This is a genomic window from Burkholderia sp. GW821-FHT14F03, from assembly GCF_058803765.1.
This window is the reverse complement of the sequence record NZ_JBXAPG010000027.1, coordinates 40,733-55,132: the sequence shown is the minus strand read 5'-3', so window position 1 is coordinate 55,132 and position 14,400 is coordinate 40,733. Positions and strand designations below refer to the sequence as shown.

Below are 14,400 nucleotides of genomic sequence, written 5' to 3'. Positions count from 1 at the left end.
CGGCCCGGCCCAAAAGGCCAAACGCCCCAAACGCCCCCGGGCATATCCCACCCCCGCCCGTCGCTGCGATAATCTCCCCCAACGTCATACCCGGCGCGCCTCCCGCGCGCCGGCCGCCTGTTTCACCCCCCAAGTCATGCAAGGACAACATGGCATCGGATTTCCCCGACGAGATCGCGCCGGGCGCCCGTGATCTGCGGCTGCGCCGGGAGCGCGGCTTCTGGCGCTGGCAACTGGTGAAGTGGTGGATCCAGGGGCACGGAAAGGACGGCTACACGTTCAGGCTGCTGCTGGTCCCGCTCGTCCTGGTGTTCGTCGTGGTGTTCGGCCTGCTGCTGCTCGAACAGATCGTCTGCGCGCTGATCTTCAGCGCCGTGATGACGGTATTCCTGGGCGTCGCCGGCTTTCACGGCACGAAGCGCGAGCTGCTGCTGCGCTCCGCCGCGACGCGCGCGGTCACGAAGGCGCGCGCCAAGCAGGCCGCGGAGCGCTTTTCATCGCTCGGCGTCGGCGCGACGGTGCTCGCGATCTTCGTCAGCGCGACCTCGGTGTCGCTCGCGCTGTACGACCTGCCGCTGCTCGATACCGCGCTCAAGGATGCGTTCTCGATGTTCATCGCGCTCGTGTTCCTGCCGGTCTACGTGTCCGGCGCGGTGCGCAAGCTCGCGGTCGCGCGCATCGAGGAACTGGAGGCCTTGCGCAACGATACGGTCGGCGCGGCGCTGACGCGCGATCGCGCGGGCCGGGTGCGCGCGGTGGCGGTGGTCGGCCCGGCGGCCCGGGCGGAGGTGCCGGTGCGGGCCTATCTGATCCTGCGTTTCGAGCCGCCCGTCACGCAGTTGCTGGAACGCGAGGTCGACGGCGGCACGGCGGCCCGCGAAGCTGCGCGCCCGCCCGGCTAGGCCGCGTGCTTGCGCGCGGGCGGGCCGTCGACCGGCCAGCTCAATTCGAAGCGCGTGCCGCCGCCCGCGGGCTCGCAGCGGGTCTGCCCGCCGTGCGCGTGCGCGATCGCCGCGACCACGGCCAGCCCGAGCCCGCTGCCGCCCGAGCGCACGTTGTCCGCGCGCCGGAACGCCTCGAACACATGCGGCGCGAGTTCGGGCGACACGCCCGGACCGTCATCCTCGACGCTCAACCGACAGACGCCCCGCGCCACCCGCGTGCGGATCCGGATCGCGCCGGGGTCCGCGTGACGCCGCGCGTTTTCGAGCAGCGCGAGCAGCACCTGGCGGATCCGCACCGGATCGCAGCGCGTCGCCCGCGGATCGAGTTCCAGCTCCACGCGCTGACCGGCTTCGCGCAGCGGCGCCTCGAACAGCGTGACGACCGACTGGATGTCGGCGACGAGATCGGTGTGCTGTAGTTGCAGGTCGAGGTGGCCGCTTTCGGCGAGGCTGATCACGCGCAGGTCCTCGATCAGCCGAGCCAGCCCCTCGACCTGGGTCTGCAGGCTGCGGAACTGCGCGGGCTCGGGGCTGAACACGCCTTCCGCGAGCCCTTGCAGCCGGCCGCGCAGGATCGTGACCGGGGTGCGCAGCTCGTGGGCGATCGCCGCGTTCCAGAAGGCCTGCTCCCTGGTCACGCGCTGCAACTGGCCGGCCAGCGCGTTGAAATCGTCGGCGAGCAGGGCGATCTCGTGCAGCGAGCGGTCGCCCGCGATCGCGCGCGCGCCGAGATCGCCCTGCGCGACCCGGCGGATGCCCTCCGCGACCGAGTTCAACGGCACCAGGATCCGGCGCGCGAGCTTGACCGCGACGGCGACCGCCAGCGCGAGGCCGGCCAGCGTGGTCAGGCTCAGCCAGACCCATTCCGGGCCGGTCGGGATCAGCCAGTTGCCGTGCTCGGTGTAGTGGGCCGCCCAGTATTTGAAGGCCACGTAGTAGAACGCGGTCGCGGTCAGCACGACGAGCAGCGTCACGCCCACTGAAATCGCCGCCATCGACAACGCGATCTGGCGGCTCAGGCCATCCAACCTCATTCGGTGCTCCACAGCTTGTAGCCGACGCCGCGCACGCCCACCGGCACGCCCGTGACGCCCAGGTCGTCCAGTTTCTTGCGCAGCTTGCTGACGTGGCTGTCCACCGTGCGTTCCAGCGCATCGCCCTCCGGCAGGCAGGTCGCCATCAGCTCGGCGCGGCTGAACACGCGCTTCGGCGCGCGCGCCAGCTGCGCGAGCAGCTTGAATTCGGTCAGGGTCAGCGTGAGCGTGTGGCGCCGCGCGCCGACCTGCACGACGGCCTCGTGATTGTCCAGGTCGATCTCGAACGGCGCGGCGCGCAGGATGCGCTGCTCCGCCCGCGCGCCCGCCATCGAGCGGCGCAGCACGGCCTGGATCCGCGCGACCACCTCGGCCGGGTTGAACGGCTTGACCACGTAGTCGTCCGCGCCGATGCGCAGGCCCATCAGCTTGTCGAGGTCCTGGTCGAGCGCGGTCAGCAGGATCACGGGCGTGCTGCCGCGATGGCGGATCTCGGCGAGCGCCTGCCAGCCGTCCACCTCGGGCATCTGCACGTCCAGCAGCACCAGGTCGGGCTTGAGCGACAGGTGCAGGTCGAGCGCGCGGCGGCCGTCGGCCGCATGCACGCTGCGATAGCCGCTGCGCGCGAGATAGGCCGCGACGATCTCGGCGATTTCGGGCTCGTCCTCGGCGATGAGGATCAGCGCCTGGCCGTTCTGGGCGGCGTCGGACGGGGAATTGGGATCGGGCATGGCGGGGGCTTCGCGTTTCGGTTGCATCTCCATTGAATCTCCATATTAACGCAGAGGAAACCCCATCGGACCCGTTCACACTGGCGTCCGTGTTGAGCTGGCGATTGGCCGCCGGCAACCTGAGGAACCATTGATATGAAGAACGAACGACTATGCCGCACGGGCGGCGTATGCGCGCTGGTGGTCGCGTTGCTGGCGGGATGTGGACAATCCGAGCAGCAGGCCGGACCGGTCGCGGTGCCGGTGGCCGCGACCGCGGTGAGGCAGGCGCCCCTGCAAATCACCGAGGATCTGCCGGGCCGCGTGGCGGCCGTGCGGATCGCCGAGATCCGTCCGCAGGTGAGCGGCATCGTGTTGCGGCGGATGTTCGAGCAGGGCACCGAGGTGCGTGCGGGCCAATCGCTGTTCCAGATCAACCCCGCGCCGTTCAAGGCCGACATGGATACCGCCGCGGCCGCGCTGCAACGCGCCGAGGCCGCGCTCGCGCGCGCCAAGGTGCAGACCGCGCGCCTCCAGCCGCTCGTCGAGGCGGACGCGATCAGCCGGCAGGTGTATGACGACGCGGTGACGCAGCGCGACCAGGCCGCGGCCGACGTCGCGCAGGCGCGCGCCGCGCTCGCGCGCCGCCAGCTCGACCTGAAGTTCGCCACGGTGGACGCGCCGATTTCCGGCCGCATCGATCAGGCGCTCGTGACCGAAGGCGCGCTCGTCGCCAGCACGGACGCCAACCCGATGGCGCGCATCCAGCAGATCGACCAGGTGTATGTGGACGTGCGCCAGCCGGCGGCGTCGCTCGAAGCGCTGCGCGACGAACTCGCCAGGCACGGCGGCGCGAACGACGGCCTTCCGGTCACGCTGCTGCGCGACAATGGCGAACCGTATGCGATGCGGGGCCGCATCCTGTTCTCGGGCGTCAACGTCGACGCCGGCACCGGCGACGTGCTCGTGCGCGTGCTCGTGGACAACCCGCAGCGTCAACTGCTGCCGGGCATGTACGTGCGTGCGCGGCTCACGCGCGCGAACTACAAGGATGCGCTCACGGTGCCGCAGCAGGCGGTGGTGCGCTCGGGCGGCAAGCCGCAGATCTGGACGCTCGACGCGAAGGGCAACGTGCACCTGAAGCAGATCGAGCTGGGCGAGCTGGCGGAGCGCCGCTACCGGATCCGCGCCGGCGTGCAGCCCGGCCAGAAGGTCGTGGTCGAGGGCATGGAGCGTCTCACCGACGGCGCGGCGGTCACCGCGAGCGACTGGACGTCGCCCGAGGCGGCCTCGGCCGCCCGGCACTGAATCACGGGGAGCACAGCGTCATGGCTCAATTCTTTATCCGGCGTCCGGTGTTCGCGTGGGTGATCGCGCTCTTCATCATCCTGATGGGGCTGATCGCGATCCCGCAGCTGCCGATCGCACGCTATCCGTCGGTCGCGCCGCCGTCCGTCACGATCAACGCCACTTATCCCGGCTCGACGCCGCAAACCATGAGCGACGGGGTGCTGAGCCTGATCGAGCGTGAGCTGTCGGGCGTCAAGAACCTGCTCTACTTCGAATCGTCGGCCGACACCTCGGGCGGCGCGCAGATCACCGTGACGTTCAAGCCCGGCACGGACCCGGCGCTCGCGCAGGTCGACGTGCAAAACAAGCTCAAGGCCGTCGAGCCGCGCCTGCCGCCCGTGGTGCGCCAGAACGGCGTGATCGTGGAATCGGCGTCGTCCGGCTTCCTGATGTTCATCAGCCTGCGTTCCGATTCGGGCCGCTTCAGCGAAGGCGACCTGAACGACTACATGGCGCGCAGCGTCGCGGAGGAACTGCGGCGGATCGAAGGCGTGGGCCGCGTGCAGCTGTTCGGTTCCGAACGCGCGATGCGCATCTGGGTCGATCCGAACAAGCTGATCACCTACGGCCTGTCGATGACCGACCTGACGAACGCGATCGGGCAGCAGAACGTGCAGATCGCGCCCGGCAGCATCGGCGCGAACCCGGCGCGGGAAGGCCAGCGCGTGACCGTGCCGCTGACGGCGCAGGGCCAGCTGTCGACGCCCGAGCAGTTCGCCGCGATCGTGCTGCGCGCCAACGCGGACGGCTCGAAAGTCGTGCTCGGCGATGTCGCGCGCGTCGAGCTGGGCTCGCAGTCGTACAACTTCGTGAACCGCGAGAACGGCACGCCCGCCTCGTTCGCGGCGGTGCAGCTGTCGCCGGGCGCGAACGCGGTCAAGACCGCGGACTCGATCCGCGCGCGTCTCGTCGAGATCGGCAAGGCGATGCCGTCCGGCATGACCTACTCGGTGCCGTTCGACACCTCGCCGTTCGTCAAGATCTCGATCGAGAAGGTGCTGCACACGCTGATCGAGGCCATGGTGCTGGTGTTCCTCGTGATGTACCTGTTCCTGCAGAACGTGCGCTACACGCTGATCCCGGCGATCGTCGCGCCGGTGGCGCTGCTCGGCACCTTCACGGTGATGCTGGCGACCGGCTTCTCGATCAACGTGCTGACCATGTTCGGCATGGTGCTCGCGATCGGCATCATCGTCGACGACGCCATCGTGGTCGTCGAGAACGTCGAGCGCCTGATGGCGGAGGAAGGCCTGTCGCCGAAGGAGGCGACCATCAAGGCGATGAAGGAGATCACGGGCGCGATCATCGGCATCACGCTGGTGCTGACCGCCGTGTTCATTCCGATGGGCCTCGCGAGCGGCTCGGTGGGCGTGATCTACCAGCAGTTCACGCTGTCGATGGCGGTCTCGATCCTGTTCTCGGCGCTGCTCGCGCTGACGCTGACGCCGGCCCTGTGCGCGACCATGCTCAAGCCGGTCGAGCCGGGCCACCACGAGAAGCGCGGCTTCTTCGGCTGGTTCAACCGCCGCTTCGACCGCCTCACGCACTGGTATGAAACCCGCGTCGGCCGCCTGGTCGGCCGCGCGGGCCGCGTGATGCTGCTGTTCGTCGCGCTCTGCGGCGCGCTGGTGATCGGGTTCCGCATGCTGCCGTCGTCGTTCCTGCCGGAAGAAGACCAGGGCTACTTCATCACCAGCTTCCTGATGCCCGCGGATTCGACGAGCGAACGCACCTCGGACGTGATGGGGAAACTGGAGAAGCATCTCGCGTCGCGGCCGTCGATCAAGGCGAGCGTGTCGGTGATCGGCTACGGCTTCTCGGGTTCGGGGCCGAACGCCGCGCTGAACTTCAGCGTGCTGAAGGACTGGGACGCGCGCAACGGCGCGACCGCGTATGACGAAGCGTTGCGCGCGCAACAGGCGATGGCCGGCGTGACGGAAGGGATGGTGATGAGCCTGATGCCGCCCGCGATCGACGAGCTGGGCAACAGCGCGGGCTTCACGATGCGCCTGCAGGATCGCGCGAACCAGGGCAACGCGGCGCTCAAGGCGGCCGAAGCCAAGCTGCTCGAACTGGCGGCGCAAAGCAGGATCGTGACGGGCGTCTATCCGGACAGCCTGCCGGCGGGCACCAGCATTCGCCTCGACATCGACCGGCAGAAGGCCGAAGCGCTCGGCGTGTCGTTCACGAGCATCAGCGACACGCTGTCGGCCGCGATGGGCTCGACCTACGTGAACGATTTCCCGAACGCGGGCCGCATGCAGCAGGTGATCATCCAGGCCGATACGTCGGCGCGGATGCAGCTCGACAACGTGATGAAGCTCTACGTGCGCAACGCGAGCGGCGGCATGGTGCCGCTGTCGGAAGTGGTTCAGCCGGTGTGGACGGAAACGCCGCTGCAGCTGGTGCGCTTCCAGGGCTACCCGTCCGCGCGGATCTCGGGCACCGCGGCGCCCGGCTATTCGAGCGGCGCGGCCATGGCGGAGATGGAGCACCTGGCCGAGCAGCTGCCGAAGGGCTTCTCGGTCGCGTGGACCGGGCAGTCGCTGCAGGAACGCCAGTCGGCGTCGCAGGCGCCGATGCTGATGGCGCTGTCGATGATCGTGGTGTTCCTGGTGCTGGCCGCGCTGTACGAGAGCTGGTCGATCCCGCTGTCGGTGATGCTGGTGGTGCCGCTGGGCCTGATCGGCGCGATCGGCGCGGTGATGCTGCGCGGCCTGCCGAACGACGTGTTCTTCAAGGTCGGGATGATCACCGTGATCGGTTTGTCGGCGAAGAACGCGATCCTGATCGTGGAGTTCGCGAAGCAGCTGCGCGAGGAAGGCAAGGGGCTGATCGAGGCCGCCGTGCAGTCGGCCAAGCTGCGCCTGCGCCCGATCCTGATGACCTCGCTGGCATTCGGCCTCGGCGTGGTGCCGCTCGTGATCGCGACGGGCGCGAGCGCCGAGACGCAGCACGCGATCGGGACCGGCGTGTTCGGCGGAATGGTGACCGCCACCGTGCTGGCGATCTTCTTCGTGCCGGTGTTCTACGTGTTCGTGATGGGCATCCAGGAACGCATCGAAGCATGGCGCGCGGCGCGCAAGCCCGCCGCGCCGGGCCATGCACAGGAGGGTTGAGACCATGTCACGGCCTGTTCTTCACGTTGAGAAAAGAGTGGATGTCATGAGGTTGCTGATTCTTCCCATCGTGCTGGCGCTGTCGGCGTGTTCGCTGGCCCCGACGCTGGTCAAGCCGGACCTGCCGGTGCCGGCGGCCTATACGACGTCGGCGGGCGCCGCCGCGCCCGCGAGCCGGGTGCATGCGGCGGATCTGGGCTGGCGCGGCATGTTCGGCGATCGCCGCTTGCAGCGCTTGATCGAGCTGGCGCTCGAGAACAATCGCGATCTGCGGATCGCGACCTTGAACGTCGAGGCGGCGCGCGCGCAGTACGGGATCCAGCGGGCGGCGCGCCTGCCGTCGGTCGATGCGTCGCTGAGCGGCTCGCGCCAGCGGACGCCGGCCAATGCCGATCTCAATCCGCCGGTGCCCGAGAGCATCCAGAAACAGGTGGGCCTGGGGATCGGGATCAGTTCGTTCGAGATCGATCTGTTCGGGCGCGTCAAGTCGCTGTCGGATGCGGCGTTTGCGCGTTACCTGGCGACCGACGAAGGGCGGCGCGCGGCGCAGATCACGCTGGTCGGGGCGGTGGCGGACGCGTATTTCGCGGAGCGCGCCGCGTTCGAGCAGCGGGCGCTGGCCGAGCACACCTTGGCGGACTGGCAGCAGTCGCTGGATCTCGCGCGGCGCCTGAAGGAGGCGCATCAGGCGAGCGGACTGGATATCGCGCAGGCCGAAGGGCAGGTGGCGAGCGCCGATGCCGATCTGGAAGCGCGCTCGCGCGCCGTGGAGCAGGCGCGCAATGCGCTGCGGCTGCTGGTGGGGCGCGAGTTGCCCACGGATCTGCCCGAGCCGATCCCGCTGAATCAGCAGCCGGTCATCACGCAGCTGCCGGCCGGCTTGCCGTCGGAACTGCTGTTCCGTCGGCCGGACATCCTGCAGGCCGAGCAGAATCTCGTGGCGGCGAATGCGGATATCGGCGCGGCGCGCGCGGCGTTTTTCCCGAGGTTGTCGCTGACGACGTCGCTCGGGTTCATCAGCCCGGCGATGGGAAGCCTGTTCGACGGCGATCATCGCACCTGGGCGTTTTCGCCGCAGGTGACGGTGCCGCTGTTCCAGGGCGGGCGGCTGCGCTCGGAGCTGCGGCTCGCGGAGGTGCGCAAGTCGAGCGCGATTGCGGAATACGAGCGCGCGATTCAGGTGGCGTTCAAGGAGGTCGCGGACGGGTTGGCCGGGCAGGAGACGTTCGGCCGGCAGATCAATGCGCAGACTCGGGTCGTGGTGAGCGCCGAACGGCGCACGACATTGTCGAACCTGCGTTATCGCGCGGGGGTCGAGGGGCGGCTGGAGTTGCTCGATTCGCAGCGGCAGCTGTATGCGGCGCGGCAGACCTTGCTCGATCTGCGGCTGGCCGAATTCAGTAATTCGGTTGCGCTTTACAAGGCGCTGGGCGGCGGGTTGACCGAGGCCGATCTGACCGCGTCGACGGATACGAAGCCCTGATTGGCGGGCGGCGCATGCCGCCGGTTTCGAGAGAAGGTGAGCGTTGGTGGTCTTTGGACAGGGAGTTCTCCTGTCCATTTTTTTTGAAGGTCCGGGACATGTCGCCGGCTGGGGCGCGCGACGCCGGCAAGCAGGGGCCGATAGCCTCGCGCGACGGCCGATGCCGCCCGCGCGGCGCGACGTTTGTCATGGCCGGTCAGCGCTTGCGCGGCAGTGGGTCGGCGCCGCTTGCCCGAGCGGCAAGGTGTCGTTCGAACGGTCGATTCCTCCTGGAATCGCCGCGCATCGCGGGGGGCGCCGGACGCTTCACGTCGAGCCGCGCCGCTGGCGTCGAAAGAAGTCCCACAGCATCGCCGTTGCGTCGGGGCCCTTGTCGGAATGAAACGCTTCGCGAGGATCGCCGCCGCTCCACGCATGGCCCAGGCCTCGAACGATGCAAACCCGCACGACGAGCCGGCCGGATTTCAGGTAGTCCACATAGTCGGCTGCATCGCGGGTGTAGGTTCGCTGCTCGCCGACGCGCAACTCGCCTTCCGCATCGACCAGCCGGTTGAGCCGCGCAAATTCGCTGCTGAGTTGTTCGGCGTTGCGCTTCGCGACGACGGCGTCGAGTTCGCCGTGGACGATGATGGCGGGCATGCCCGGATAGCGGGACAGGTCGACGGACGCCTCGATCAGGCGCAGCGGATCGTCGTGACTGCCGTTGCGCATGATGCGCATGGCGCTCAGGGTGGAATCGGCCGCGCCGAACACGGGCGCCGAGTGCAGGCCCACGGCGGCGAACAGCGCGGGATAGTGGATCCCCAGAACCGTGGCGAGACCCGCTCCCGCCGAGATGCCCGCGAGATGGACGCGCTCGCGGTCGAAGCCGTGTTCCCGGACGACCGCCGCGACGAGCGAGGCGACGGCCGGCGCTTCGGCGTGCTCGGGATGCGCGTGCCAGTGCCAGCATCGATGAGGGTGCGTGGTTTTCGCCTGCTCGGGAAGCAGCACCGCGAATCCGGCGCGATCGGCGAGCTGGCAGATGCGTGTGCCGGCGGCGAACGATTCCACGGTCTGCCGGCAGCCATGCAGCATCACGACGAGGGGCAGCCCCGTCGGCGATGCCGCCGCCGTGGGCGGCAGATACAGTGCGTATGCGAGGTGATTGACGAGATGTCCCGCCAGCGGAGGCGCGGAATGAAACGAGCGGACCCACTGTCCCGCTGTCCGTATCGAAGGCGGGCGAGCCGTGCGTGGTGTGCCGACGCGCGGCGCGGCGACCGGGGGAGCGGTCTTGACCGTCGTCGGTTTGCGCGCGACGGCTTTCCGCTTTCCCGGCCGCACGCCCGTCAGGCTGGAGAGCAGATCGAGACCGCTGAGCCAGACGCTGGTTTTTTTCCTGGGCATGGGAGAGGGCGGTAAGGCGTCGATGTCACGCCGCGATACGGGGTGCGCTCGAAGCCGCACGGCAACCCGCATACTAACGCGGGCCCGTATGCGGTGTGCCGGAGAGCGGCGGTGAGGCCTATTCGAGTCGTGCGTCGACGTTCAATCGACGGCCGCGCCGGAGCCGGGCGCGGATGCCGGGAACCCGGCGCACAGCCGCCATGAGGGCTTTCGGTAGAATCGCGGCAGCCCGGCTAAACAACAACGCGCAAACATGGCTCACGCTCACCGGTTTATCGGCGCTGTCCGCCGCAGCACCCTGCTTCTCGTCGCGGTCGGTGCGCTGTTCGCGCCGCTCGCGTCGCGCGCCGCCGATGCCGCGCCGCTCGGCCAACCCGGCGCGCCGGTGCTGGTGCCGATTCACCTGCCGGAAGGGATCGACCTGAGCCTGCCGGCGGATTGGCTGCTGCTGAGCGACTCCAGAAAGAATCGTCTGCAGCATGACGTGAACGAAGCAGCGAACGGCATCGGCGAGCACCAACTGGCCGCATCGACCCGCACCCTGCTTGCTGCCCGAACCGGCCCCGGGCCGGCAGCGGCGTCGATGTCGATTCAATCCATCGATTTGGCGCCCGGCGCTGCGGATGTCGTGCGACGCGAGGCCCAGCAAGAACCGGAAGCCGTGTCGCGCCTGAATCAAGCGCATCTGCGAGAGGCGTTGACGGCCACGGGTGCCAGCTTGATCCGTTTCGACGGGACGAAGCTGGAGGCGTTCGACGGAAGACCTGCCCTGGTGACCCGCTATGAAAGAAGCAAGGCCGGCGAAGCGCCCAGGACGGTTCGCATCACGGCTGTTTTGACGGACCGCCGTCAGATCGTCATCACGCAGGGCTATTCAAGCTCGAACGGGGCCGAAGGCGCTTCGTTGATCGACAAGATCCGCGACACAATCAAGGTGACCGAGTAGGGTTCCGCGCCGCAGATCGCCGGACGGGGTGGTGCATGCCGCTTCGGGACGTGGGAAAACGGGCGTATCGCGATGCTTCCGGGCCTGCGGGAGGTTTCAGGCGGTTCGTCTTATCGTGATCGACGATCAACGCGGAATCGATGCGGCGTGTCGACGGCGTTTGATTGGCGTTATACGCGTTTGCGCAGCGGTTCGAGCAGGCGGGTCAGCCCGTTGTGGTCGATCTCGTGCATCAGGGCGAGCAAGCGGCCGATCTCGCCTCGCGGGAAGCCTTCGCGAGCCAGCCAATTGAGGTACGGCCCGGGCAGATCGGCAATGAGCCGGCCTTTGTATTTGCCGAAGGGCATGGCGAGGGTGACGAGGCGTTCGAGGTCTGGGGCTTGCATGGGCGTATTGTGCACGGATTTCCATTCCAGGATGTCCGGCATGGCGAGGCGGTTCTCATAGCCCGTGTGCGTTGACGCGGGCCGGCCTCCCCATCCTGCGCGGATGGTCAAAAATGCCATTCCTGCGGATGCATGAATTCTTCGAGATCGATACAGGGAATGCCGAAGTGGGCACAAACGTTGGGAATCTTTGCGGCATGCGGTTTCGGCGTCAGTGACGTGCTCGGTCGTGCCCATCCCTCTTCTGTCACAAGGGTTCCATCGCGAACCTTTGCGCATGCGATAACAAATGGATCCGCGACCGGCATGCCTTTCAAGCGTTGCTGTTGACCAATCAGCGCTTGAAAATGCCGAACCTGGAATATCGTCGCGACGAAGCGAAGCTCCTCGGCATTCGGGGTCAAGAAAATCGCGCGATGTTCCTTGGCCCAATTCAGCACGTCGTCGCTGATAGCCTGACGATCGAGTTCGTTCAGGACCTCACGAGTCGAAATCAACCGATTTTGCGAAACAAGCGCTTCAAGACCCTCCCAGATACGCTTGAAGACACGCGGGTAGAAGTGTTGAAGGGAGCGGATGGAAGTCGTATCGAAGACATAGGTCATGTCTCCGCCCCGTGCAGGACACGCTCTTCAAAGCCGGCGAAATTCCTGGGTTTGATGCCGAGGAAATCCGCAGCCTGCTCCAGGGTCAGTTGGTGCTGGTAGTGCCGGCCAACGACTTCCCGCGCAAAGCGATCGCTCACGTATGCGCCCTGGTTCAGATAGTAGCTGCCGCCGGCCCTCTCTTTTTTCTGCGACGCCCACTGGTCTGCCTTGTCGCGATAGAACGACGCACTGACGCGGCCCTGATCGAGCAGGCAGCGCAGAATGGCTTCGCGGCTCACGCCGTATCGGCCGGCGAGATCTGAAAAATCCCGCTCCGAAGCGGATTCGGCGTTGCCGGGGAGCATGGCCGCATGCCGCGAGAAATCCGCCGACGGAATGAGGACCTCGGCGGCAATGGCGTTGCAGAACCGCTCGATGTTCCTTTCGGCCTGCGGAAGATGATCGATGTAGCCTGGATCGAACTTGCTGAGACCGTTCACGCCGAGCAGTATGTGTGCAAGCTCGTGAAGCATGCTGAACGTTTGCCGGGTCTTCGTCGTGCCGTTGTTCAGGTAGATCAGCGGAAACGTATCGTCGATCAGGCAGAAGCCCGAAATATCTTCCTGCTTGAAGGAAGACTTGAATACAAAAACACCCGCCTCCTCGACGGCTTTTCTCCAGCGCTTCAATGCCAGCTCGTCGCTCTTCCATCCGGACTGCTCTTGCAGCGTGATCCCAAGGGCATCGCGGACGCGTTTTGCCTGCTCGACGATCGGGGCGAGTGGAGAAAGGCGGATCGCTTTCCAGACGGGCGCGTCTGCCGGGTTATGGCCGGCAAATACGTCGTCGAGCGACAGTTGGAAGGCGTGTGCGCGACGGATCTGGAGGTAGGTGTCGCGGGCAAGCGACTGCATGTCGCTCTGGGGAAGTGTTCGGAATTCGCGCTGCGGGGCGTGTTCCTCCGGCGGCGTCGGGAGAAAGAACACAGCCAAGGGGCGCTTGTAGACCTGATACGCGAGCTTTTCCAACTGGGCGTAAGTGGGCGCGTCGTATCCGGCCTCCCAAGCCGCGACATCGGCGGTCGCGACCTTGCACATGATTGCCGCGTCTTCGACTGAAAGACCGACCGTCTCTCTGGCCCATCGAAGCAATTCCGGCTGTAATCCTGCCACGGGTTCGCGTTTGGTCATCGTCGCTCCAGCACCGGGATGGCCGCGCTTTCCGCTTCGGCCCGAAGGACTCCATGTTACTCGCAGCAAGAATCGATGGGTACTCCGCGTATGCACGCGGATGAAGCGACGCCCTGCCACGAAGATGAATCCTCCATCTCCGATGGCATCGCATCGGTGGGTGCCGCGGCTGTTTGCCCGAATGGTGTCATCGGGACTGCGAACGTGCCTCTAGGGAAAAATCACGCTTAAAAATAGTAAATTTTCGCCGCGAAACCGAATCTCGCGACGCGCCAATCGATCCGATCCGGATGCGCAAGCCGCTGCCGAACGCCGCGCATGCGCACCCGTCTCGTCACCGCGCCTACTGAACCTCGCCCGCCTCCGCAAGCAACGCCCGCAGCACCGCCACCTCCGGCGCGGCAAGCGGCGCGAGCGGCGGACGCGGCGCTCCCACCGGAAGGCCGCGCAACGCAAGCCCGGCCTTCACCGTAGTCGGCAGCCCACCCTTCAGAATGAACTGCAACACCGGCAACATCGCATAGAACACCTCTCTCGCGCGCGCCAGATCACCCTCGCGGCACGCGTCATACAAGCGCCTCGGCGCATCGGGCAACAGATTCGGCGCGGCCGTGCACCACCCGGCCGCGCCGGCCGCGAATGCCTCGAGCGCCAGCGGATTGCTTCCGTTGAAAAACGGCACGCGCCCGTCGGTCAGCTGCACGATCCGATGCATGCGCTGAATGTCGCCGGTGCTTTCCTTGATCATCGTCACGTTGTCGATCTCGCGCGCCAGCCTCGCGATCAACTCGGGCCGCATGTCGATGCCGCTCGTCGCCGGGTTGTTGTAGACCATGATCGGTACGCCGATCTTGCCCGCGATCGCGGCGTAGTGCGCGAAGATCTCGTCCTCGCTCAGCGTCCAATACGCGATCGGCAACACCATCACCGCATCCGCGCCGGTGTGCTCCGCGAAGCGCGCGCGCCGGATCGCACGCTGGGTCGTCAGGTCCGAAATGCCGACGATCACGGGCAATCGCTTCGCGACGCGCGTAATCGAAGCCTCGGCAACCTGTTCCCATTCCGCGTCGTCGAGATAGGCGCTTTCCCCGGTGCTGCCGAGCGGCGCGATGCCGTGCGAGCCGCGCGCGACGAGCCGGTCGATCAGCTCGCCGAGCGCGGGCAGATCCACGCCGCCATCGTGGCGGAACGGCGTGACGGGATAGGCGATGATGCCGTGAAAAGCAGGGGAGGTCATGAGGCGTACTCCTGTTCAGTGTCGA

12 protein-coding genes are annotated in these 14,400 nt (G+C 67.1%); 5 read left to right on the top strand and 7 right to left on the bottom strand.

Annotation, left to right across the window (positions count from 1 at the left end; all coding sequences use genetic code 11):
- Nucleotides 1-149: 149 nt before the first annotated feature.
- A complete protein-coding gene (locus AC1RQF_RS19325; RefSeq protein ID WP_273996989.1) occupies nt 150-902 on the top strand; it encodes a hypothetical protein in 753 nt (250 codons plus the stop codon).
- On the opposite strand, the gene AC1RQF_RS19320 is transcribed toward AC1RQF_RS19325, so the two are convergent.
- Together AC1RQF_RS19320 and AC1RQF_RS19315 are read right to left on the bottom strand one after the other, a co-directional pair.
- Nucleotides 899-1,978, bottom strand: a complete 1,080-nt coding sequence (locus AC1RQF_RS19320) for an ATP-binding protein (RefSeq protein ID WP_273996988.1) — start codon at nt 1,976-1,978, stop codon at nt 899-901. The two genes, AC1RQF_RS19325 and AC1RQF_RS19320, sit on opposite strands and share 4 nt — an antisense overlap.
- On the bottom strand, nt 1,975-2,709 hold the full coding sequence (locus AC1RQF_RS19315; protein WP_273998440.1) for a response regulator: 735 nt from the start codon (nt 2,707-2,709) through the stop codon (nt 1,975-1,977). Before AC1RQF_RS19315 ends, AC1RQF_RS19320 begins: the two co-directional genes overlap by 4 nt.
- A 135-nt stretch (nt 2,710-2,844) precedes the next feature.
- Here AC1RQF_RS19315 and AC1RQF_RS19310 point away from each other — a divergent pair, with 135 nt between their 5' ends.
- Genes AC1RQF_RS19310 through AC1RQF_RS19300 form a run of 3 tightly spaced genes read left to right on the top strand, consistent with a single transcriptional unit; the run spans nt 2,845 to nt 8,640 of the window.
- Nucleotides 2,845-3,996 (top strand): efflux RND transporter periplasmic adaptor subunit, encoded by a 1,152-nt coding sequence (locus AC1RQF_RS19310; RefSeq protein ID WP_492872728.1) that lies wholly within the window; start codon nt 2,845-2,847, stop codon nt 3,994-3,996.
- Nucleotides 3,997-4,016: 20 nt separating this feature from the next.
- Entirely contained in the window at nt 4,017-7,157 is a 3,141-nt protein-coding gene (locus tag AC1RQF_RS19305; protein ID WP_492872727.1) for a multidrug efflux RND transporter permease subunit, read from the top strand.
- A 46-nt stretch (nt 7,158-7,203) separates the two neighbouring features.
- Nucleotides 7,204-8,640 carry an efflux transporter outer membrane subunit gene (locus AC1RQF_RS19300; protein ID WP_492872726.1) on the top strand — a complete coding sequence of 479 codons (1,437 nt, stop codon included), beginning with the start codon at nt 7,204-7,206 and terminating at the stop codon, nt 8,638-8,640.
- 306 nt (nt 8,641-8,946) lie between these two features.
- Here the strand turns inward: AC1RQF_RS19300 and AC1RQF_RS19295 are convergent, their stop codons facing one another.
- Nucleotides 8,947-10,029 (bottom strand): extracellular catalytic domain type 1 short-chain-length polyhydroxyalkanoate depolymerase, encoded by a 1,083-nt coding sequence (locus AC1RQF_RS19295; protein ID WP_492872725.1) that lies wholly within the window; start codon nt 10,027-10,029, stop codon nt 8,947-8,949.
- A gap of 253 nt (nt 10,030-10,282) precedes the next feature.
- Here AC1RQF_RS19295 and AC1RQF_RS19290 point away from each other — a divergent pair, with 253 nt between their 5' ends.
- Nucleotides 10,283-10,975 carry a hypothetical protein gene (locus AC1RQF_RS19290; protein WP_492872724.1) on the top strand — a complete coding sequence of 231 codons (693 nt, stop codon included), beginning with the start codon at nt 10,283-10,285 and terminating at the stop codon, nt 10,973-10,975.
- A 170-nt stretch (nt 10,976-11,145) separates the two neighbouring features.
- Here AC1RQF_RS19290 and AC1RQF_RS19285 read toward each other — a convergent pair whose 3' ends face one another.
- The 4 genes from AC1RQF_RS19285 to AC1RQF_RS19270 all read right to left on the bottom strand — a co-directional run bounded on the left by AC1RQF_RS19285 (nt 11,146) and on the right by AC1RQF_RS19270 (nt 14,375).
- Complete coding sequence (locus tag AC1RQF_RS19285) at nt 11,146-11,361, bottom strand: DUF3820 family protein (RefSeq protein WP_273998437.1); 216 nt, start codon at nt 11,359-11,361, stop codon at nt 11,146-11,148.
- 107 nt (nt 11,362-11,468) lie between these two features.
- Nucleotides 11,469-11,966, bottom strand: coding sequence for a PIN domain-containing protein (locus AC1RQF_RS19280; RefSeq protein ID WP_492872723.1), 498 nt, complete (start codon nt 11,964-11,966; stop codon nt 11,469-11,471).
- On the bottom strand, nt 11,963-13,138 hold the full coding sequence (locus tag AC1RQF_RS19275) for an ImmA/IrrE family metallo-endopeptidase (RefSeq protein ID WP_273996981.1): 1,176 nt from the start codon (nt 13,136-13,138) through the stop codon (nt 11,963-11,965). The genes AC1RQF_RS19280 and AC1RQF_RS19275 overlap by 4 nt, the downstream gene beginning before the upstream one ends.
- 343 nt (nt 13,139-13,481) lie before the next feature.
- Nucleotides 13,482-14,375, bottom strand: coding sequence for a dihydrodipicolinate synthase family protein (locus AC1RQF_RS19270; RefSeq protein WP_492872722.1), 894 nt, complete (start codon nt 14,373-14,375; stop codon nt 13,482-13,484).
- Between the last annotated feature and the right edge of the window lie 25 nt (nt 14,376-14,400).

What these genes read in the sequence shown, in the direction of transcription:
- AC1RQF_RS19325 (WP_273996989.1), top strand. Translation starts at nt 150, where the DNA reads ATGGCATCGGATTTCCCCGACGAGATCGCGCCGGGCGCCCGTGATCTG.
- AC1RQF_RS19320 (WP_273996988.1), bottom strand. Translation starts at nt 1,978, where the DNA reads ATGAGGTTGGATGGCCTGAGCCGCCAGATCGCGTTGTCGATGGCGGCG.
- AC1RQF_RS19315 (WP_273998440.1), bottom strand. Translation starts at nt 2,709, where the DNA reads ATGCCCGATCCCAATTCCCCGTCCGACGCCGCCCAGAACGGCCAGGCG.
- AC1RQF_RS19310 (WP_492872728.1), top strand. Translation starts at nt 2,845, where the DNA reads ATGAAGAACGAACGACTATGCCGCACGGGCGGCGTATGCGCGCTGGTG.
- AC1RQF_RS19305 (WP_492872727.1), top strand. Translation starts at nt 4,017, where the DNA reads ATGGCTCAATTCTTTATCCGGCGTCCGGTGTTCGCGTGGGTGATCGCG.
- AC1RQF_RS19300 (WP_492872726.1), top strand. Translation starts at nt 7,204, where the DNA reads ATGAGGTTGCTGATTCTTCCCATCGTGCTGGCGCTGTCGGCGTGTTCG.
- AC1RQF_RS19295 (WP_492872725.1), bottom strand. Translation starts at nt 10,029, where the DNA reads ATGCCCAGGAAAAAAACCAGCGTCTGGCTCAGCGGTCTCGATCTGCTC.
- AC1RQF_RS19290 (WP_492872724.1), top strand. Translation starts at nt 10,283, where the DNA reads ATGGCTCACGCTCACCGGTTTATCGGCGCTGTCCGCCGCAGCACCCTG.
- AC1RQF_RS19285 (WP_273998437.1), bottom strand. Translation starts at nt 11,361, where the DNA reads ATGCAAGCCCCAGACCTCGAACGCCTCGTCACCCTCGCCATGCCCTTC.
- AC1RQF_RS19280 (WP_492872723.1), bottom strand. Translation starts at nt 11,966, where the DNA reads ATGACCTATGTCTTCGATACGACTTCCATCCGCTCCCTTCAACACTTC.
- AC1RQF_RS19275 (WP_273996981.1), bottom strand. Translation starts at nt 13,138, where the DNA reads ATGACCAAACGCGAACCCGTGGCAGGATTACAGCCGGAATTGCTTCGA.
- AC1RQF_RS19270 (WP_492872722.1), bottom strand. Translation starts at nt 14,375, where the DNA reads ATGACCTCCCCTGCTTTTCACGGCATCATCGCCTATCCCGTCACGCCG.